General features: G+C 36.5%; 17 protein-coding genes. 3 read left to right on the forward strand and 14 right to left on the reverse strand.

All coding sequences use genetic code 11. The features are described 5' to 3' along the window. Positions 1–54: 54 nt before the first annotated feature. Positions 55–1,434, reverse strand: a complete 1,380-nt coding sequence (locus tag RBU59_RS10165) for an ABC transporter substrate-binding protein (RefSeq protein WP_308147758.1) — start codon at positions 1,432–1,434, stop codon at positions 55–57. A 248-nt stretch (positions 1,435–1,682) separates the two neighbouring features. Between RBU59_RS10165 and RBU59_RS10170 the strand changes: the two genes are divergently transcribed. After that, positions 1,683–2,579 carry a helix-turn-helix transcriptional regulator gene (locus RBU59_RS10170; protein ID WP_308147759.1) on the forward strand — a complete coding sequence of 299 codons (897 nt, stop codon included), beginning with the start codon at positions 1,683–1,685 and terminating at the stop codon, positions 2,577–2,579. Positions 2,580–2,822: 243 nt separating this feature from the next. Here the strand turns inward: RBU59_RS10170 and RBU59_RS10175 are convergent, their stop codons facing one another. Further along, a complete protein-coding gene (locus RBU59_RS10175) occupies positions 2,823–4,355 on the reverse strand; it encodes an ATP-binding cassette domain-containing protein (protein WP_308147760.1) in 1,533 nt (510 codons plus the stop codon). Between the two features lie 704 nt (positions 4,356–5,059). Here RBU59_RS10175 and RBU59_RS10180 point away from each other — a divergent pair. After that, a complete protein-coding gene (locus tag RBU59_RS10180) occupies positions 5,060–6,427 on the forward strand; it encodes an ISNCY family transposase (RefSeq protein WP_308143379.1) in 1,368 nt (455 codons plus the stop codon). A 247-nt stretch (positions 6,428–6,674) separates the two neighbouring features. Here RBU59_RS10180 and RBU59_RS10185 read toward each other — a convergent pair whose 3' ends face one another. The 5 genes from RBU59_RS10185 to RBU59_RS10205 all read right to left on the reverse strand — a co-directional run bounded on the left by RBU59_RS10185 (position 6,675) and on the right by RBU59_RS10205 (position 12,296). Next, positions 6,675–8,102: a S41 family peptidase gene (locus RBU59_RS10185; protein WP_308147761.1), complete on the reverse strand. Its 1,428-nt coding sequence runs from the start codon at positions 8,100–8,102 to the stop codon at positions 6,675–6,677. 90 nt (positions 8,103–8,192) lie between these two features. Next, positions 8,193–9,008 (reverse strand): TraX family protein, encoded by an 816-nt coding sequence (locus tag RBU59_RS10190; protein ID WP_308147762.1) that lies wholly within the window; start codon positions 9,006–9,008, stop codon positions 8,193–8,195. A 17-nt stretch (positions 9,009–9,025) separates the two neighbouring features. Continuing rightward, complete coding sequence (locus RBU59_RS10195) at positions 9,026–10,696, reverse strand: M56 family metallopeptidase (protein WP_308147763.1); 1,671 nt, start codon at positions 10,694–10,696, stop codon at positions 9,026–9,028. 1 nt (position 10,697) lies between these two features. Then, positions 10,698–11,057, reverse strand: coding sequence for a BlaI/MecI/CopY family transcriptional regulator (locus tag RBU59_RS10200; protein ID WP_308147764.1), 360 nt, complete (start codon positions 11,055–11,057; stop codon positions 10,698–10,700). 381 nt (positions 11,058–11,438) lie between these two features. Beyond that, entirely contained in the window at positions 11,439–12,296 is an 858-nt protein-coding gene (locus RBU59_RS10205) for a cell wall hydrolase (RefSeq protein ID WP_308147765.1), read from the reverse strand. A gap of 477 nt (positions 12,297–12,773) precedes the next feature. Here RBU59_RS10205 and RBU59_RS10210 point away from each other — a divergent pair, with 477 nt between their 5' ends. Next, the gene (locus RBU59_RS10210) at positions 12,774–13,292 is read left to right on the forward strand and encodes a GNAT family N-acetyltransferase (protein ID WP_308147766.1); all 519 of its coding nucleotides are present in this window, start codon (positions 12,774–12,776) and stop codon (positions 13,290–13,292) included. A gap of 114 nt (positions 13,293–13,406) precedes the next feature. Here RBU59_RS10210 and rfbB read toward each other — a convergent pair whose 3' ends face one another. The 7 genes from rfbB to RBU59_RS10245 all read right to left on the reverse strand — a co-directional run bounded on the left by rfbB (position 13,407) and on the right by RBU59_RS10245 (position 19,551). Further along, on the reverse strand, positions 13,407–14,480 hold the full coding sequence (rfbB, locus tag RBU59_RS10215; RefSeq protein ID WP_308147767.1) for a dTDP-glucose 4,6-dehydratase: 1,074 nt from the start codon (positions 14,478–14,480) through the stop codon (positions 13,407–13,409). 5 nt (positions 14,481–14,485) lie between these two features. After that, positions 14,486–15,364, reverse strand: a complete 879-nt coding sequence (gene rfbD, locus RBU59_RS10220) for a dTDP-4-dehydrorhamnose reductase (protein ID WP_308147768.1) — start codon at positions 15,362–15,364, stop codon at positions 14,486–14,488. 124 nt (positions 15,365–15,488) lie between these two features. Beyond that, a complete protein-coding gene (gene rfbC, locus RBU59_RS10225; protein WP_308147769.1) occupies positions 15,489–16,052 on the reverse strand; it encodes a dTDP-4-dehydrorhamnose 3,5-epimerase in 564 nt (187 codons plus the stop codon). 84 nt (positions 16,053–16,136) lie between these two features. Further along, complete coding sequence (gene rfbA, locus RBU59_RS10230) at positions 16,137–17,006, reverse strand: glucose-1-phosphate thymidylyltransferase RfbA (RefSeq protein WP_308147770.1); 870 nt, start codon at positions 17,004–17,006, stop codon at positions 16,137–16,139. A gap of 422 nt (positions 17,007–17,428) precedes the next feature. Then, positions 17,429–17,794 (reverse strand): YbaN family protein, encoded by a 366-nt coding sequence (locus RBU59_RS10235; RefSeq protein ID WP_308147771.1) that lies wholly within the window; start codon positions 17,792–17,794, stop codon positions 17,429–17,431. 246 nt (positions 17,795–18,040) lie between these two features. Further along, positions 18,041–19,246, reverse strand: a complete 1,206-nt coding sequence (locus tag RBU59_RS10240; protein WP_308147772.1) for a DUF438 domain-containing protein — start codon at positions 19,244–19,246, stop codon at positions 18,041–18,043. Between the two features lie 74 nt (positions 19,247–19,320). Further along, positions 19,321–19,551, reverse strand: a complete 231-nt coding sequence (locus tag RBU59_RS10245; RefSeq protein ID WP_308147773.1) for a DUF1858 domain-containing protein — start codon at positions 19,549–19,551, stop codon at positions 19,321–19,323. Positions 19,552–19,642: the final 91 nt, after the last annotated feature.

Raw genomic sequence — 19,642 nt, forward strand, 5'->3', positions numbered from 1 at the left:
TCCGAATCTAAGAACGCCAGAGCAGATATTACACTCTGGCGTTAAAATAATGAGTTATTCTAAAGCTTCTGCAATTGCTTCATCCGATCTTTTATCAATATTCTGTAAAGTTGTGTCAATGTCCTGAGCATCGGTAAAATACAGTTTGGTTTCTTCGGAAATAATATCACTGCATTTGGACGAATACTGAAGGGCCGATGGATCTACCATAGCATTCTGAAAATAATCAAGCATGTTTTTATAACTGTCACCATGCACATCATCTTTATACCATTTTGCTACCATATCGTCTTCATACATAGATTTACGATTCGGCATCCAAAGTCCGGAACTTACTAAGGATCCCTGATAATCCAAACTTGATAGGAATTGTACAAATTCCCAGGCCTGTTCCGGGTATTTGGTACCAGCCGCAATACAATGCAGATGAGCCTGGCCGGTAGTCAGAACTTTACCGTAGGACGGAAGCGGAGCCATACCCACATTCATACCGGACGCCGCAAGTTCCTGCAGTGCCCAGGAACCGTCAATTAGCATAGCAACTTTGCCGGTTTCAAGCATTTGTACAGCTTTCATACCAACGCTGTCTAAAGTGGTAGCATCCGGTGCGGAACCATCCTCCACACGGACCGCTTTTATAGTTTCTAATACTTCTTTCACTTCCGGTGTATTCATGGTGCTGGTTTTAAAGTCATCGGAATACCTGGCTCCACCATTTGAAATAATCTGTGCAGCGAGAGTATCTGCGACGGTTTCAAGTCCATAACATCCATAAACATCAGCAGATGTCAATTTTTTTGCTACTTCCCTGAATTGATCTATAGTCCAGCTGTTTGCAGGATCGGAGCTCGGATATTCTACACCTGCCTTATCGAACACATCTTTATTGTAATAAAGAATCGGAGACACGGTACAGGAAGATACACCATATACTTTACCATCTATACTCATTATTGTTTTGGAAGAATCAATAAAATCATCTAATGGAAATTCTTCGTTAAATTTATCCGTTATTTCTAAAAGTGCTCCTTTTGAGACAAATTGCCTGTAGGCATTTGCCATCATAAACATAACATCCGGCATGGAATTAGACGCTGCGGCTGTCATGAGTTTTGCATTATATTCACTTCCTGCAAGACCGGGCGTATAGTTTACTTTTATGTTCGGATGTGCTTTTTCGAATATCGCAATACCGTCTTCAACAGCGGCTGTCTCTAACGGACTAGCTTCCCATCCCATAAAATTAAGCGTTACGACATCTCCTGAATCTCCTGATTTTGTAACTCCTGCAGCCGTTTGATCCGCTGAAGTTGTATCTGGTTTTGCTCCTGAAGCTGAGTTCGTTGTCTTACTATTATCTTTGCTGCATCCAACTATGGTTACAGCCGCAATTACAAGAACCAAACAAACTGCCAATACCTTTTTTAATTTCATAGTAACCTCCTCCTTATGAGTCCATTTCCCATATTTAATTATTATTCGACACTATACAATTTTGCAATATTTTTTAAAAATAAACAACTCAAATACAATAACATTGACTTTTTATAGTCATAATGCTATATTATATTGGATTAAATTTATTAAATTCAACATTATGTACATATGTTATGTTAATATGATAATATATACACATTACTGTTACAACTCCCCATACCATAAAAAAGGTGGTCAAATCCCATATGTTATATTTAGTAAGCGACGTAAAATATCCGGTTTTATATTTATCAAGCGGTAATTTAATAAATAACCATACTTTTATCCATCCGGACAGAAATCTAAATTCCAATGTATTGATTATTGTCCGGAAAGGTACCCTGTATATTAATCAAAACGGTGTTAATTATGATATAGGGCCCAACCAGTTTATTATACTTTTTGCAGGACAACGCCATTATGGTTATAAACCCAGTGAAGAGCCGTTATCCTATTACTGGACTCATTTTATAATTAATGATCCGGACTATAAATACTACAGTCCCTCCGGCTTAAAAAGGAATTTAGAAATCTGGAATGCCGGACCTACGCAAACACCTTTTACCAAAACCAATTACATCATGCCGGAATATGGAACTCTGCCAAATAATAATCGTTCTTCCTTATTTTTCGTTCAGCTGCTCGATACTGCCAAAAGAGAAAATTACGCGGCGACTTACCGCTGCCATTACATATTAAGTTTTTTATTGTTGGAATTAAGTACAGAAGCACTGTTTATGCCAGACTTAACGAAGCACAACATTCCCGTAGCTGTCGTTAACATCATTGAATGGATTAGACTCTATTATAATCAACCCTTAACTGTCCAGGGCTTAGCTGAGATGTTCGGATACAACCCGACCTATCTATCCAGTTTGTTCAAAAAGTATACGGGGTATCCCTTAATAATTTACATAAACCGAACACGGATTGCCATATCGAAAAACCTGCTTATCAACGATATTACATTAAAGGTACATACCATTGGAAAGTTATGCGGTTTTCAGGATGAGAAACTTTTCATGAAAGTATTTAAGAAGATTGAGGGAATCACCCCAACGCAATACCGGGATACTTTTTCCCATAAGCATATGAATAAATAGCTTAATAATTCATCCGGCAAAATCATTTTCTATGTGGTTCTATCAATTTTATCCACAAATAAAATAAAGTTTAGTGATAAGATACACAAAAAGAACTGTACAAAGTGGAAATTATACTCCTGGATAACAAGGTAGTAAATTAATTAATAATTTTGTACAGTTTCTTTTTGTATATAGAATATTAACTGCTTAATATTGCTTTTAAGCTATTATTTATCAATAACTAGTTCCTTTGCAGCTGTATTAATCTCCTTTTACTTTTTTTAGTCCTGTTTTCGTTAATTCATATATAGTACTTGCTACTTCTTCCATATATTTTCTGTCATGAGTAACACTGATAATCGTACCGTTATAATCTGATAATACCCCTCGTATCACCGGATTGGATAATGGACTTAAGTTTCTTGTTGGTTCATCTAATATTAAGACATTACAACCTTCCAGTATCAATTTCAGAAGGATCAATTTCGCTTTCTGTCCACCGCTTAAATCCCCGATTTTATGCTCCATTTCTTCCCGGGTAAATTTCATACCTCCCATATAGGTAAATGCTTTGGTGATATCCTCCTTTTGTCCGCTGGTTACCAGAAAATCAACCGGAAACCTATTGTAATCCAGTAATTCTTCATAATGTTGAGGCATATAACCTGCCTTAATGTCTTTACGCTCTAATAATTCTTTTGCAATTCCATGCAAAAAGGTTGTTTTACCGATACCGTTATCTCCCATGATTGCAACATGTTCCGGTCCGGTTACACGCAGAAATATATTCTCGGCTAATACTGCTTCTGCTCCATCTTTGCTTATTTTTAAGGCATCTACAGAATACTCCAATACTTTTTTCCCTTTTGGAATCCGTACATCATTCGGGAAACCAAACAGAATTGCTTCTTCTACATCCGGTATTTCGGTGAACTCCTCGGCTTTTTTTTCAATACGCTTTTCCTGGGACAATAAGTTCTTCATCTTCTTTTTTAATAATCTGCCCCCTGCCGGGTTCCCTCTGGATATGGTGTCCTGTCTGTTATCTACCTTATTATAAATCTGCTGCCAGCGCTGCATTTGTTTTTTATAGTCTTCTCTTTGTTTTCTGGCAACCATCTCCTGTTTCTGTAAACCGCTTAACCGTTTTTCAACATATTCCTCATATCCCATATAAACTATGGTATACTTAGGTTCTGTTTTTCTTTTTACCTGTTCCAAATGAATGATTACATTTGCTGTATTTTCAATCATAGCCTCATCATGGGATACAAATAAAACAGGGCACTTAGAATGATTAATAAAATCCTCCAGCCATTCCAGGGTAGAAATATCCAAGTCGTTGGTAGGTTCATCCATTAAGAGGACATCCGGTTCTTCCGCCAGTAACTTTATCAGCCGGATTTTTACCTTTTCACCGCCGGATAATGTCTTCATAAGCTGATTACTGCTAAACAGGGAGGCATCTATATTCATAGTCCATATGTTTGGATCAGAACAACTATAAATATCCAATTCAGACAGGAAATCTGTTACGCTGCTGTTCAACCACTTTTCTCCCATCTCCTGTTCCAGATAACCTAATTTACTGCCACCTAAGATCTGACCGGAATAATCACAATAAGTATCAATTAAATTTTTATCATAAATAAACTTTAATAAAGTACTTTTACCGTTTCCTTCTTCTCCAATAATAACAGCTTTGTCTCCCTGATTCAGGGTAAAATTAAAGTCTTTCACTAATAACCTATTATCTTCTTTTTTAGAAATAGTCACGTTTTTTATATCTAACATCATTTTCCTTCTTTCATTTTAATTCATTCGCCAGATAAGTTTTTTATTCATTTTCCCACCTCCATAATATGACTTAAGTTTAAAACAGACTAAACCATCTTCTAAGTTCCGATAGTTTCTTATGCAATAAAAAAACACCTTCTTAATGAAAGTGTTTTTTAAGAGATATATTGCTGTCAGGCAGATACGAGTATTTTTATCACTCTTATATTCTCCCTGTTAAATACCTTAATAAGAACTTATCTTAATATGTTCTCATTTTTGTATCTACTAACGCGAATAAAACAACTTTCGATGTAAAAACCCTGTTTAAATTGTTGAAATTACGATTTAAATTCATCATTTTATTCGCCTGCTTTCTTGTTATTGTCATTTATATATTTCATTACATTTCTTTATTAATTTCTATCTTAATTTTTATCTTCATTCTATTTTTTTATCTAATATTATTTCTTTTTAATTTCACTATATTTCTTTATTATATCTTTAACCCTATAAAATATACTCAAAACCTATAACTATCCTAACATAGCACTATTAAGAAGTCAATCCTAAAATTAGATACAAAGAGTTGGTTATGATTCATTTATGATAATGTCTTAGTGTACCACAAATGATTATGTCCCAATTAGTCGTTCATATATTATAATAGAACCTCATGACTTAGAAATGAGGTGGACACAATCAGAAAGGTATTACTAACAATGGACGAAAACCAAAAGTACGAGGTCATTAAAAAACTCGTAGACACAAATGGTAATAAGAAAACAGCTGCTCTTAAAATAGGTTGTTCAGATCGACACATCAATCGCTTAATAAAGGGCTATCAAGAACAAGGTAAGTCTTTCTTTATTCATGGTAACCGAGGGCGACAGCCGGCCATTACTCTTCCTACAGATACAAAACAGTTAATCTTGGACTTATATCGTACCAAGTACAGTGACTGCAATCTGACCCATTACTCTGAACTTCTCAAAGAAAAAGAACATATCAGTGTATCTGTCAGTGCCATTACTTCTATTCTTAGAAAGGAATACATCCTTTCTCCTAAAGCAAACCGTTCTTCCAAGAAAGCGGTAAAAAAAGCACTAAAGGCTATTCAATCAAAGACTAAGTCTAAAAAGAAAGCAGCTATTATTCAAAGTTCCATCATGGATCTGGAGGATTCGCATCCTAGGCATCCTAGATGCGCGTATTTCGGTGAAATGCTTCAAATGGATGCGTCCCTACACCTTTGGTTTGGGCAATTCAAAACACAACTCCACATCGCCGTTGATGATGCCACAGGGCAGATTGTTGGCGCCTACTTTGATGAACAAGAAACATTAAATGGCTATTATCATGTTCTCTATCAGGTTCTTAGTAATTATGGCATTCCATATCAATTTTTTACTGACAACCGAACTGTATTTGAGTATAAAAAGAAGCATGAAACCTCTTTAGAGAAAGATACCTTTACTCAGTTTGGTTATGCCTGCAAACAATTAGGAATCGACATTCGTACTTCCAGCGTTGCACAAGCAAAAGGGCGGGTTGAAAGAATGTTTGGCACTCTTCAATCCCGCCTTCCTGTTGAACTCCGACTTGCGAATGTAACCAGCATTCAGCAAGCCAATCAATTTCTCCACACCTATATAAAGAAATTTAATAAGCAGTTCGCTTTACCTATTGATAGTATCAAATCTGTGTTCGAAATGCAACCAGATAGTGATAAAATCAATCTGACGTTGGCGGTATTATCTTCTAGAAAGATAGATAACGGAAGTTGCCTGAAATATCAAAATGAATACTATCTTCCTGTAAACAGTCAAGGAATCGCTGTACACCATCGTAAGGGCACCACAGCAATGGTAATTAGATCATTCAATGGTGAACTTTTTAGTTGTATTGGTGAGCAGGTTTATGCACTTGAGTTACTTCCGGAACACAAGCTTTCTTCAAAAGCATTTGATTTAGCGACCATTCCGGAATTACCAAAAAAGAAATACATACCTCCTATGAACCATCCTTGGAAGCAGGCATCATTTGAAAAGTACGCTAAAAGTCAATTACATAGAAAAGATGTAGCTTAACTGATATTTCGAAGTCTGTAGGTTTATTAAGGTTATCCAAATACCGACTGAGCTATGGATTTTCTCCTAAAGTACTATTTAAAACTAAGCACCAGAAATCTGGTGCTTATGTTTAAACTTTTTGAGGACATTTTCAAAAACGGTTGACATCCTAAAATTAGATACAAAGAGTTGGTTCGCATGTGTATCATTTGTTCTGATTCAGTCGCAGGCTGAACTGTAACCTGTTTATTAGTAACTTTCTACTTCACTGACGAATTTCTTTTAAGCAGGTATTAAGCGGGTCTTCCCTTTCCGCAGATAGTATATCCGGCTTTGTTCCAAATTCCTCACTATTGGCTCCATCCGCTGTTGCACCATATATGGGACTATACTGGACAACTAACCCGCTATTTGGCAATATAATATAGACAGGATCTGTTCCGATTCCGTCTCCACCGGTTCTTCGCCCTACTAATTCTGCAAATCCGGAATATTTAGAAACCATAGCCGCATATTCGGAGGAGGAATAATTCATTTCACTAACCAGGAGCCAGATCTTACCTTTAAATAACTTTTCTTTTCCCATGGGTTTTATGGTATATACATCGTCGTTAAAATAATCTAATTCTTGTAAATCAATCTTATTCATTTGAGGCAACATCGGAAGTTCCTTTACCGGTTTCCACAAACCGGTTTTTATACCCTCCTTTATCTTTAAGAATTTATCATTATTACCTCCTGCCTTAATCAATGAATAAACCGGTACATTGATAACTCTATTAATATTCGGAGACACGATCAAATCATTAAAGTAATCCATCCCTCCGCCGCCATTTCTAGAAATATCTATAATAAGATTACTATAATTGCTGACTTTTTTATAAAATTTTATAAGCTTCTTTTTATCTTCTTTATAACAATCCATATCAAAAGATTGTACTTTTACATATGCAATGTTATTATCTTCTATTATTTTTGTTGTTACATTGGCTGAATCAGTCTTATTTTCATAATTTATAGGCTCGGAAGTATCCGATATCCCATTTCTTTTGTTGGCATCTTCTACCTTTTTAGACAGCTTCTCAAAGAAATCTGTCATTTTTTTATAATTTTTTATCGATATCGGATTATCCAATGCTTTTATATAAGGATAAAGCTGTTCCTTGTATTGTGGGAAATTTGTTACAAACTCTTTTTTATTATTGACTTCAGATGAGTAACGTGTCCCCCATAAAGACATATGCCCGATAAACTCCCGGGGAATAAATTCTTCACGTAACAGATCAAAGAAATCATAATCATTGTTACAGGATTCAAGTAATTTTCTGGTTTTTTTATAGCGTGCTTTTAAATCAATATCATACTTACGTTCTGCCACACCAAAAAACGGATAATTTTTCTGTAATTGCAGAAATAGATAATCAAAATCCTCCAGATATTGTTTTTCTGTGAGATTCATCCAATTCTTGTCCGTGCTTTTCATTTCTTTCAGTATATCTTCTTCTGTAACAATTTCTTTTCCTTTATCTATAACGGTTTCTTTTAATTCTTCTATATCGCTTACATTGGTATCAATTGACTGATCCGTTTTTTCCGTTTGTGCCTTGGAACAAGTCGATTTTGTCCTTATACCTCTCGAACAGGAACCTAAAACTAATACAATAATAAGTAACATGATTAATGACTTCTTCATAACACCCCTTCTCTCTTTACGGCCCCTATTTACTTTATTAATAAATAAGCCTTTACTATCTGACCGCATATCCTTTCCAGTATCTTCTGGTCAAAACAGCGGACGGAGATATCCGATAATGGCCAGTAACAGAAGATGAACAGGGTAAAAAGCATACATAAAAAGCTGAAATTTTCTTCCGCTTTTACCTTTCTCGCCGGAATAAAAGCAAGTAATTAATACGCCCAGATAATTACCCAATACATTAAGGATACAGCTTTGAAACATTCTATTATCCGTCAGTGTATAAGCCACCAAGCGGTAACGCGAAAGTAGAATTACAGGAATAAAAACCAGTATTTTTGTCGTCGTTTTCGTATTTCTTAAAAGATAAAAGGTAAAGATAATAAATATATAACCCTCATGTCCCTCCAACTGCAGAAGTCTTGCAAGCACTCCAGCAAGTGCTACCACACTTATACCGAACAGGGTATGTCCTCTCTGATATAAATAGTTAAAGGCAGACAATGCAAGCAGACCTAAGCCCAAAGTAAACAGGATATTTAAACCGCATTCCCTCCAGTTGCCGGTTAAACCGATAAGGCGGTTTTCTGCCAGATCGAACATTATATAGGGGCCTTGCGCCGCAATGGCTGTCAATAAAATACGGCCAAAGTATCTTTTAATATTGGCAGTATGAACAAATCCCTCTACAAGACAAAATAAAAATATAGGAGCAGCAAAACGGCCTATGTAGTTTAATACTCGGGGCAGCCATATTAAAATCCACATCCCAAGTTGTTCATATCCCTGGGATGTGAGTTCGTCGCAAATAGGTGAAAACAATTCCTGCAACGGAAAAATTCTGACTGTATGATCAAAAAACATGGCAAAGAGAGCGAATATTTTAAGTTTGTGATGATTCATTATAATGATCTCCTCTACTATGGCTGGCTACTTTCAATAACCTGCGCAACGGCACCGGATATTTCTGATCCGGTTGTCCAAACCGAATTTACCCTTTCATCTTCCTCCGTATGTTTATCATATTCGCTATCTCCCTTATGCCAGGCCGTTACCGAGATTATCTGTCCCAGTCTGTCTCGATTTACGGTGATATCCACTGTGCCTATATCTCTCGTTTGCACTCTGCCTGGCATTTCATCCTGATAGATCCGTACCGGCTCATCTTTGTACACATATTGGCCGTTTTCATCCTTACCGATGCCATATTCAGAATATTCCGATTCCAGGGTTTGATCATCCAGGTTTAATTGAAGATTTATCCGAAAAGCACTTTTTTCCACACCAAATTCCCGTGCTAAGGCTTCCGCTATTTTACTCCGAAGAATATCGGGATCCTTGGAATCTTTGGTTCTCATAACATCTAATATTATATGGTCGGCCCGTTTCTGTGAGTTATCTCCTAAAGCGATATCTCTCGTAAGAATTGCCTGTACCGCCCATCTGCAATTGTCACTGCCGCAGTAGCTGCTGAAATAACTGGTGAAAGGTGCCTGTACACCAGTTGCAAAAACAACGAGACTACCAAATGCAAAAAAAATGGAAAGTGCCGTCACCAATGCTGTTGTCTTCTTATAATGTAAGACATTTTGAATTCTTCTCTCTACTTCGGTTTTGGAAAAGGCACTATAAAGCAAGTTCTGGCGATTTCCTGTTATAGCCATAGTAAGCAGGCTGTATGCATAGCTTTGGCGCTCCTCTGCATTGCTGTTTTTTAGAACTGCAGTATCACAAGCGGCCTCTATATCTGCAGAAAGATATTTAGACATGATCCACACCAGCGGATTATACCAGTGGAGACAGAGGACTAGCAGCATTACTGCTTTTGTCAGGTTATCTCTGTGCTTGATGTGTTTGGTTTCATGAGTCAGAATATGCTTTAGCAGTTGTATATTCTGAAACTCCAGCCTTGCCGGTAAGTAAATCCGCGGATTTAAAATACCGGTCACCAGGGGGGAAGCGATATAATCATTGGTGAAAACCAGCACGTGTCCATAATCCATGTCCCTCAAGATACCATTGATCGTTTCATTGTGTTCAACTAACAGACTGTCTCGCAATTTTCTGAAATATCTCATTTTCTGGTATAATAATGTGCAGGCTGTTATGACAATCCCTATAAAGAAAATCAGCATCCGTACATCAATTAATTGAAATAGATAAAATATCGAATTATAATCGCCAGATTGTGCCGTTTCCGCAGCACTACTTTCTGTAACATAGTTTTCAGCAGCCAAATTATCTGTAGTAATTACTTCTGCAGCCGCTGCCCCTGAACCAAGTCTTCCCGGAATTAGGTTTTCTGTGGTATTGGCTGCTGTCTGTGAATCCTCCACTACGGTAACCGCTGTATTTTCCTGACTTAAAAATATCTGGTTTAAAAAGTTTAATTCAGGCACCGGTACACTAAGCGGACTGGAAAGGGAAAAAGGAACCAGAAGTCGTATTAATACCAATGTCCATAAAAAGGGGAAGATTGGCTTAGGCAGTTTATTTTTAAGAAATCCTCTCAAAATCAAAACGATCAGAATCATGGCACTTCCATATAAAGCCATAAGGGAAAGGGGCATACCCATTCTAAAATGCAGCATCTTATTTCACCTCCCGAATCATTTTGGCAAGACGTTCTGCTTCTTTTTCTGAAATGCCGTTGTTTTTGAGAAAAGCGGAAAAGAAAAGTTCACTTGAACCGCCAAACATCTTATCAATTAATTGCTCCGTTTCACTTTGCTGCACTTCATCTTTTGTGACCAGCGGCTTGCAGATAAATCCGGGCTCCTTACGTTCAATAGCTCCCTTCTCAATACATTTTTTAATGACTGTGTAAGTTGTGTTCTTATTCCAGCCAATTTGTGTTGCAAGAATTTCTACAATACTTCGCGCAGAAATTTCTCCTTTTTCCCATAAGACCTCCATAACTTTTAGTTCAGAGTCAAAAAGTTTTATCTCCATATTTTACACCCATTGTATATTGCAGGCAGGCCTGCGATATTGCCACAGAATAAAATGCGAAACAAAAGTTTCGCAGAGTGAAAGAATCACACAGTGGCAACCTTTCCTTTTCAAAATTTTCTTTCACTCTTACTCTCTTTTTAGACTATTGTGATAGTCTCTTTTATGATTTCAGACTATCACAATAGTCCATAATTGTCAATACCTAGAAAATATTTTTTTCTTAGCATAAAGTATATGTTATAATTCAATGTGTTGTAATTCAACTTTTGACTGAATTTAAAAGACATGATACGCATCTGCCTAACAGCTTTGTATTAGCTGCTATAAAAAAGCAAAAAAATAGGCCGTTGAATCAACTTCAACAGCCTTCCGTTTTCTTTATTTAAATTCATGATTTCCTAAAGTAAATGTATTGCCTCTTAAATTACCACTAAAATATTTGTACTGAGTGAAATTCTTCTTAGCGCCTTTCACTGTTATACTAGTGGTTCCGCTCAATGCTGCTTTTGCGGCTTTAATACATTCTTTCTCTGAACTTGATGTAAATTTACCGTTATCATATTGATCCAGAGCATTATTTAAAGCACCGCTTGATGCAGGCCCAAATTGATATTTTTGATAGACTACGCCTTTGACCGTATCCGGAAATGCTCCTGCTCTTTTTCTGTTCATTACCACAATACCAACTGCAAGTTTACCATTATAGGATTCGCCGTTAGCTTCACAGTAAATTAAAGCAGATAATAATCTTAAATCAGTTTTAGAGTATTTTGCTTCTTCTGCTCTTTTCGCAGCTTCTGCTTTCTTTTTTGCTTCTGCTTTTGCTCTCGCAGCTTTTTTCGCGGCAGCTTTTTTTGCTTCTTCTGCTTTTTTTGCTTCTTCTGCTTTTTTCTCTGCAGCTTCCTTAGCAGCTTTTTCTTCTTCCGCTTTTTTATCTTCTGCTGTCTGGGTATCCGTTGCAGTACTTTCCTTGTTCACATCAGCCGGAACTCCTGATGTAACAGCTTCTGTACTCTGGCTGTCTGTAATTGTTGTATCCACGCCCGTTGTACCACTAACAACTTCTGTATTATTCGTTACAGCTACGCTAGCAGCTGCTGTATCTATGGTAGTATCTTTTACTGTAGTATCTTCTGTAACAATATTATCTTCTTCTGCTGCATATGTGTATACATTCGCAAAACTTGTTAATGCAATTCCTGCAAACATACACAATAGTAACTTTCTGAATTTCATAATAGTCTCCTTTTAACGGCTTAATATTTACTTAAGTCATTCCTAGTTATAACCATCAAATTATTACAAATTTCGAACATGTATTAAGATTGGGTAATAATCATTTAATAATTATGTAATAATTATATCATAGTATAAATGGAAATGCAAGCTATTAAAATCCATTCAAGCATAAATTATCCATAAAAAAATCGCTAAACCAGGTTATAATAAGACAAAATATATAAAAACAACCTTGAAGTTTTATTAAATAAGTTACAATTCAGTTAACAAACTGCAATCCTTTTTAAATATATTACAAAAAATCAAATAAAATTTAATACTATTTGACAAAGTTTTGGAAAATATGGTAGCGTATTAGAAAAAAGATTTCACAAAGGGCAAAGAAAGCTGGAAACGAGTTTTAATTCAATATTCTTCAAAAAATGAATTGTGCCGTATTTGCTTAAAAGATTTTTATATAAGAAAGGATAGCGTATGATAAATAAAGATGGTTTACATATCATTAAAGCAGGCCCGGAAGATGCCGAAGCAATTATAGAATATTTAAATATTATCGGCGGTGAAAGTGATAATTTATTATTTGGTAAAGGAGAATTTAATCTATCGGTCAAACAGGAACAGTCCTTTATATCGGGCATAAATAATTCTGCTAATTCCATTATGCTGCTGGGCAAAGTTAATGGTGAGATTGTATCTGTCAGTTCATTATCCGGTTATTCCAAGGCTAGAATTGCTCATAGAGGTGAAATAGCTATTTCCGTAAAAAAATCCTTTTGGGGTCAAGGTTTTGGAACCGCAATGATGAAAGAATTAATAAAATTCGGTAAAGAAACGGCAAAACTGGAAGTTATACAGCTAGAAGTAAAATCTGATAATGAGAAAGCTATCCACTTATATGAAAATTTAGGTTTTGTTAAGATAGGGACCTATAAGAAATTCTTTAAAATAAACAATAAGTATTATGATGCCTATTTAATGAATCTGTATCTGTAATTTGGCACCGGATAAGGACGCAATTCCCTTAAAGAATTCGAGTGTCAAAAGGTCAATTTTGCATTTTGTATGAATGCAGACAAAAATACCTTTTGACACCCTATGGTGTCCTAATTATTTATACATCTCCTGATAATACTTTTGATAATCGCCGCTGGTTACGTGGGACATCCATTCCTTATTATTCAGATACCATTCTATTGTTAAACGGATTCCCTCCGCAAACATAGTCTCTGGTTCCCAGCCGATTTCTGCTTTAATTTTATCCGGTGCGATGGCATATCTTCTGTCATGGCCTTTTCGGTCTTCCACGTATTGGATCAGTTCTTTGTTTATATGAGCTTTCCGGGAATCTCCCTCCGGTAGTAACTCCGCAAGTGTCTTAATAATCAAATCAATAATTTCAATATTCTGTTTTTCATTATGACCGCCCACATTATATATCTGCCCAATTCTGCCGTTTTCCATAACCATATCAATTGCTTTGGCGTGATCCATAACATAAAGCCAATCCCTTATATTCTTACCATCCCCATAAACCGGAAGTTTCTTGCCATTCAGCGCATTGTTAATCATTAAGGGAATCAGTTTTTCAGGAAATTGATAAGGTCCGTAATTGTTACTGCATCTGGTGATATTGGCAGGAAATTGAAATGTATCTATGTAAGCTTTTACCAACATATCCGCTGAAGCTTTACTGGCAGAATAAGGGCTGTGAGGATCAATCGGAGTTGTTTCATAAAAATAACCGGTCTCTTCTTCCAGTGAACCATATACTTCATCGGTTGATACCTGTAGATATTTTTTATCTTCTTTGTATCCGTCATCCGTTTCCCAGGCACATTTAGCCGCATCCAATAAATTGATTGTCCCGCAGACATTCGTATTTACAAAAACCTGTGGATTGCGGATACTGCGATCTACATGGCTTTCTGCCGCAAAATGAACAACTCTGTCAATATCATAATCCTTAAATATATTAAACATGACTTCTTTATTGCAGATATCTTCCTTAATGAAAATATAATTCTTCCTGTCTTGTACGGATACTAAATTCTCAAGATTTCCGGCATAGGTTAAACTATCTACATTAATAATGCGAATCGATTCATTATATTTGTTAAACATATACTGAATATAATTAGAGCCGATAAAACCGGCTCCTCCGGTTACTAAGTATGTCTTCAAGTTAATTACCTCCTGATTAATAATTGTTCCATATATTCCTGTAGTGCTTCCTGCCAGGTTTTCATATTATATCCTGCTTCTTTTAGTTTCTCGTTTTCTAATACAGAGTACTTCGGACGTTTAGCGGGTGCTTTATATTCGTCTGATGTGATCGGGCTTACTATCACGTCTTTTCCTGCCAACCGGAAAATTTCTGCAGCAAATTCATACCAGGTCGTTATTCCTTCACAAGTTGCATGATATACCCCAAAACCGTCATTATCAATCAGAAAGGTAATTGCCCTTGCTAACTCCAGTGCACTGGTAGGTGATCCATACTGATCACTTACCACCTTAATCTCATTTTGCTTTTCAGCTAATGCTAACATAGTTTTAACAAAATTTTTTCCATCGCCGTATAACCAGGCTGTGCGTAAGATACAATATTTTTCGCAAGAATTTTTAACAAATTCTTCTCCTGCCAATTTCGTGGTACCATATACACTTTGGGGATTGGTTACAGAACCTTCTGTATAAGGTGTATCGCCCTCACCATCAAACACATAATCCGTTGATATGTGAATCAGTTTCGCATCCAGGGCAGTGGCTGCAACAGCCAGATTCTTCGGACCGATCGCATTAATACGATAAGCCCTATCCTGATCACTTTCGCATAAATCCACAGCCGTATGAGCAGCGCAATTGATTATTATCTCCGGTTTTATCTCCTGTACTAAATTCATAACCGCAACGGAATTGGTAATGTCCAATATAGTGGGACAATATGCGGTAGGTTCTCCCGTATCGGTATTAACAACTGTTAAATCTGTCCGTTCTTTCAGTACTTGGTTTAATGCCCGCCCCAACTGGCCATTAGCACCTGTAATTACTATTCTTCGTTCCATCTTAACCTCTTTTCCGTACCACCGGGGTTCTTCACATTTTCCCCATTCCTATTAAAATAACCCAAATGCTGCACCTGACTTCAGGTATCAAAAGCTCCACTTAACGTTGGAAAGGAGCTGGCACTTAAATGATTCTTTCGTTATCTAATTCACAGAACCTGATCTGCTTTTTATCTTTTTCGGAAATAGTTATGTCCATATCGTCCTCTATGGGCCATGTTATATTCAGGTCCGGATCATTCCATATAATTCCGCCCTCATCTTCCGGGTGGTAAAAGTCAGTACATTTGTAAGCGAATTCTGCTTCATCTGAAAGCACTAAAAATCCGTGGGCAAACCCTACCGGAACATACAGCTGTCTTTTATTCTCATCCGATAGGATCTCCCCATACCATTTACCGTATGTCTTGGAACCTGAACGTAAATCCACGGCAACATCAAATACTTTCCCTTTTATCACTCGAACCAGTTTTCCCTGAGGATATTTTTTTTGAAAATGAAGTCCCCTCAGTACTCCTTTTCTGGATTTGGATTGATTATCCTGAACAAAAACCTGAGTCAGCCCTGCGGCCTCAAAATCCTGGAAATTATACGTTTCCATAAAGTATCCGCGGCTGTCCCCAAAGCATTTTGGTTCAATTAGATATAAACCTTCGATATTACATTTTATAAAATTAAATTGTCCCATAATTTCTCCTGTTGTATTCTGCTATTCTACCACATCATATTTGCAGTATCCTATTTTGTTTTTGTTTCGTCAGGTTACTATGAATTACAGTCCATTAGCAACATCAACCAGATACCTGCCATATTCAGTTTTTAGCAAAGGTTCTGCAAGTTTTAACAATTGTTCCTTATTAATATATCCTTTTTTATAAGCAATTTCTTCTATACAGGAAATATAAAGTCCCTGTCTTTTCTGAATTGATGCTACATAATTAGATGCATCCAACAGGGAATCATGATTTCCCGTATCCAGCCATGCCATTCCCCTGCCCAAGGTTTCTACTTTTAATTCACCTAGTTCCAAATAAACATTGTTTACTGCGGTGATCTCCAACTCTCCTCTTGCAGAGGGTTTAATATTTTTAGCAATCTCGATAACCCGGTTATCATAAAAATATAGCCCAGGTACCGCATAATTTGATTTCGGTATCTCCGGTTTTTCTTCTATCGATACGGCATTCCCTGCCGCGTCAAATTCTACCACACCGTATGCTTTCGGTTCTCTTACGTAATAGCCGAATATTGTAGCTCCATGTTCTCTTTCCGTAGCTTTTTGCAAGGTTGCCGTGAAACTTCTGCCATAAAATATATTATCACCTAAAATCAGCGCAACTCTGTCGTTGCCGATAAATTTCTCGCCTATAATGAAAGCTTCCGCCAATCCTTTTGGTTCAGCCTGTACTTCATAGGATAGTTTCATGCCAAGCTGGCTTCCATCTCCCAGTAATTCTTTAAATACCGGTAAATCCCTTGGTGTTGAGATAATCAGTACTTCCCTGATACCTGACAACATCAGGATAGAGAGGGGATAATAAATCATTGGTTTATCATAAATCGGAAGTATTTGCTTTGATACTGCCTTTGTAACCGGGTATAACCTCGTTCCCGAACCGCCGGCCAGAATAATTCCTTTCATTTATAAATCCTCCTAAATGATTAATCTGTTCTATATAATATTTCATAATCTAATTTATTTTACCACAGTTTTATAAAAAAATCTTTCACTTTTTTACCAGACAAGTTAATTTTTTATAATTGAGCCATAAAAATCACTTTTCCTGGCAAAATCGGAGAATTGCAGCGTAGGAACGTTCTTTCTCTGGTATAATTAGTCTGAGTATGATACCTTATTATATAACTCATAAAATCTTTCATCCTTTGGGACATTATTAATAAAAGTTTCAGTGATACAAAGGGTAGACACTATGATAAAAGAGTTAGAAATGGCAATTAGGTTGTGAACCTTTGTACAGTACCTTAAGTGATAATTATAAATCACAAAGACTGGCACAAAAAGCTAATTTATATTGTATTGGAACAGGTTTTAAAATTTTATAGCTAACTCCTGTTTTTTAATTTATAAAGGTGAATTGTAACCAATATACCAATCACTGACAGCATAACACTCATAGCAAGAGATTTAAGGATTAACATGGAAATAAAAAGGCCTGCCCATAAAAATAATATGGCTTTCCTTTTCGCTTTCACCGGAACTCCGGTATGATACCGATAGTTTTTTATATAACTGCCAAAATATTTACTTTCCATTAACCGATCTGCCAGTTTCGGACTGCTTACGGAAAAACATCCGGCAGATAATAAAATAAAAGGGGTTGTAGGTAAAACGGGCAGAAAAATTCCTATCGCGCCAAGAGAAAGTGATAGGAGTCCGATTACTATAAAAAATATGTTTTTAATACTCATATAATTTCCTTTCATATAGATGATTGTGGAACAAACTAATTGCATTTATATACCATACAATTAATACAATTCCAAAGCCGGGACTGGGCCTGGACCACACTGTAGCTATGAAATTCGTAATAATTTGTATGGCATATAAAAAATGAATAGGTTCGCAATTGCCAAAGGTCTGTGCCGCTAATAGATTTACTTTCTTTACACCAGATAGTTTACTGCAGACCTATATTTACAATATTATTGCATACTTTATTCTTGTGACACAAGCCTTTTTTCTCCCGTAATCTCCTGAATCGGTTTAATATCCTGGGTTACCTCCAGTACACCCAAGTACTCGCCTGCTTCACTCCTTACAGCATAATAGCGAATTAATATATATTTTTCACCCATTTTAATCCAGAAATCTTCATGCTCTTTTTTACCGCTTTTAAAATCAGCTACAATTTGCTCCACAATGTGGACACTTGCCGGGGGATGGCAATTAGAAACATTTCTTCCGATTACAGCTTTTGTTCTTGGGAAGATTCTCTCGGAACTTTGGGAGAAATACTTTACCACGTCGTCTTTATCAACAAAGGTTATATCAAGGGGAAGGGTATCTAACATCCGGATTAATTCCTCCGTTTTCAGTAATCCCGTAGGGAACGTTATGACACCTGCTTCTTTTTTTTCTTCTTTTTTTTCCCCTTGATATTCCTTAGCCGGATTCCAGACAGGTACTTTTTCAACCATAAAACCGATTTCTCCGCTTTCGTCTGCGATTTTTTTCCATTCATCCAACGTTAATGTTTCTATAAGCATTGGAAGAAGTATATTTTCTTCTTTAAAAATCATTTCAGTAATTTTATCTGTTAGATTTTCAATTTTTTCTTTTATTTCCGTGACCTTGGAGGTTTCGGATAAATATTTTATTGTTTCTTTTAACATAGCGCGGATCTCATCATCCACACCCCACATTACTTTTGGCGGAGCGGTTATTCCATACTTCTCCATATATGGGAAGATCAGATTTTCTTTCCTTAGGTAATGAAGTTCGATATGGGATAATTTATTAAGTCCCTCTTTTAATGCAGTTAGATTTTCTTCTTTTGTCAACTCATCTAAATATGGTTTTACAAACTGATTTAATATTCTTTCGATAGCACGGTTTTCCCGTATTAACGTATTGGCAGGATGTCCGGGAATCTGGGTCTGATCGGTAGGTTGATGTATCTCTTCGATAGAACCCTTAAACACGGCTGCGTGCACATCACAAAGACGCTGAATCTCAGAAACCGGCAGTCCCTCTGCTATTAAAGCTCCCTCCGCTTCGGATATTTCAGTAGCAGATACTCCGGCAAATGCTTCCTCAAATTCTCCTTTTACTTCCTCCACGGTTTTACCCTCATGGAGCTTTGTTATGACCTGTTTTAAAATGTTTTGTCTGTATTCTCTGTTATTAATACTTTCACTCATAATAACTTCTCCTGACTATACACTTCTATGTGTATCATGCTGATTTTATTGAATCAAAGCGAAGAATAATGTACTTAATCCCTGATTTCATATCCATTTTCTTTTAATATCTGTTTTATTGTATCCAGATTCATTTTTTTCATTACTGCACCTTTGGGAATCGTCATAAATCTGCCTGCCGTATTTAACATTCCCGGTTTCATAACATCCGTAAATCCCGCTTTTTCCAATATACCGGCCATATCGGAATCTTCCCTGCATAATTCATAAACCGATTTATTTAAATGAATTATCTTTTCAGCCATTTGACTTTTTCCTTTCTAAAACACTGTATAACACAATCCTGCCAATTAATACATTATTGACCTCTTGATATCATTGCACTTAAGCTTGTGA

This window comes from Anaerocolumna sp. MB42-C2 (assembly GCF_030913705.1).
In the GTDB taxonomy this organism is placed as follows: Bacteria; Bacillota; Clostridia; order Lachnospirales; family Lachnospiraceae; genus Anaerocolumna.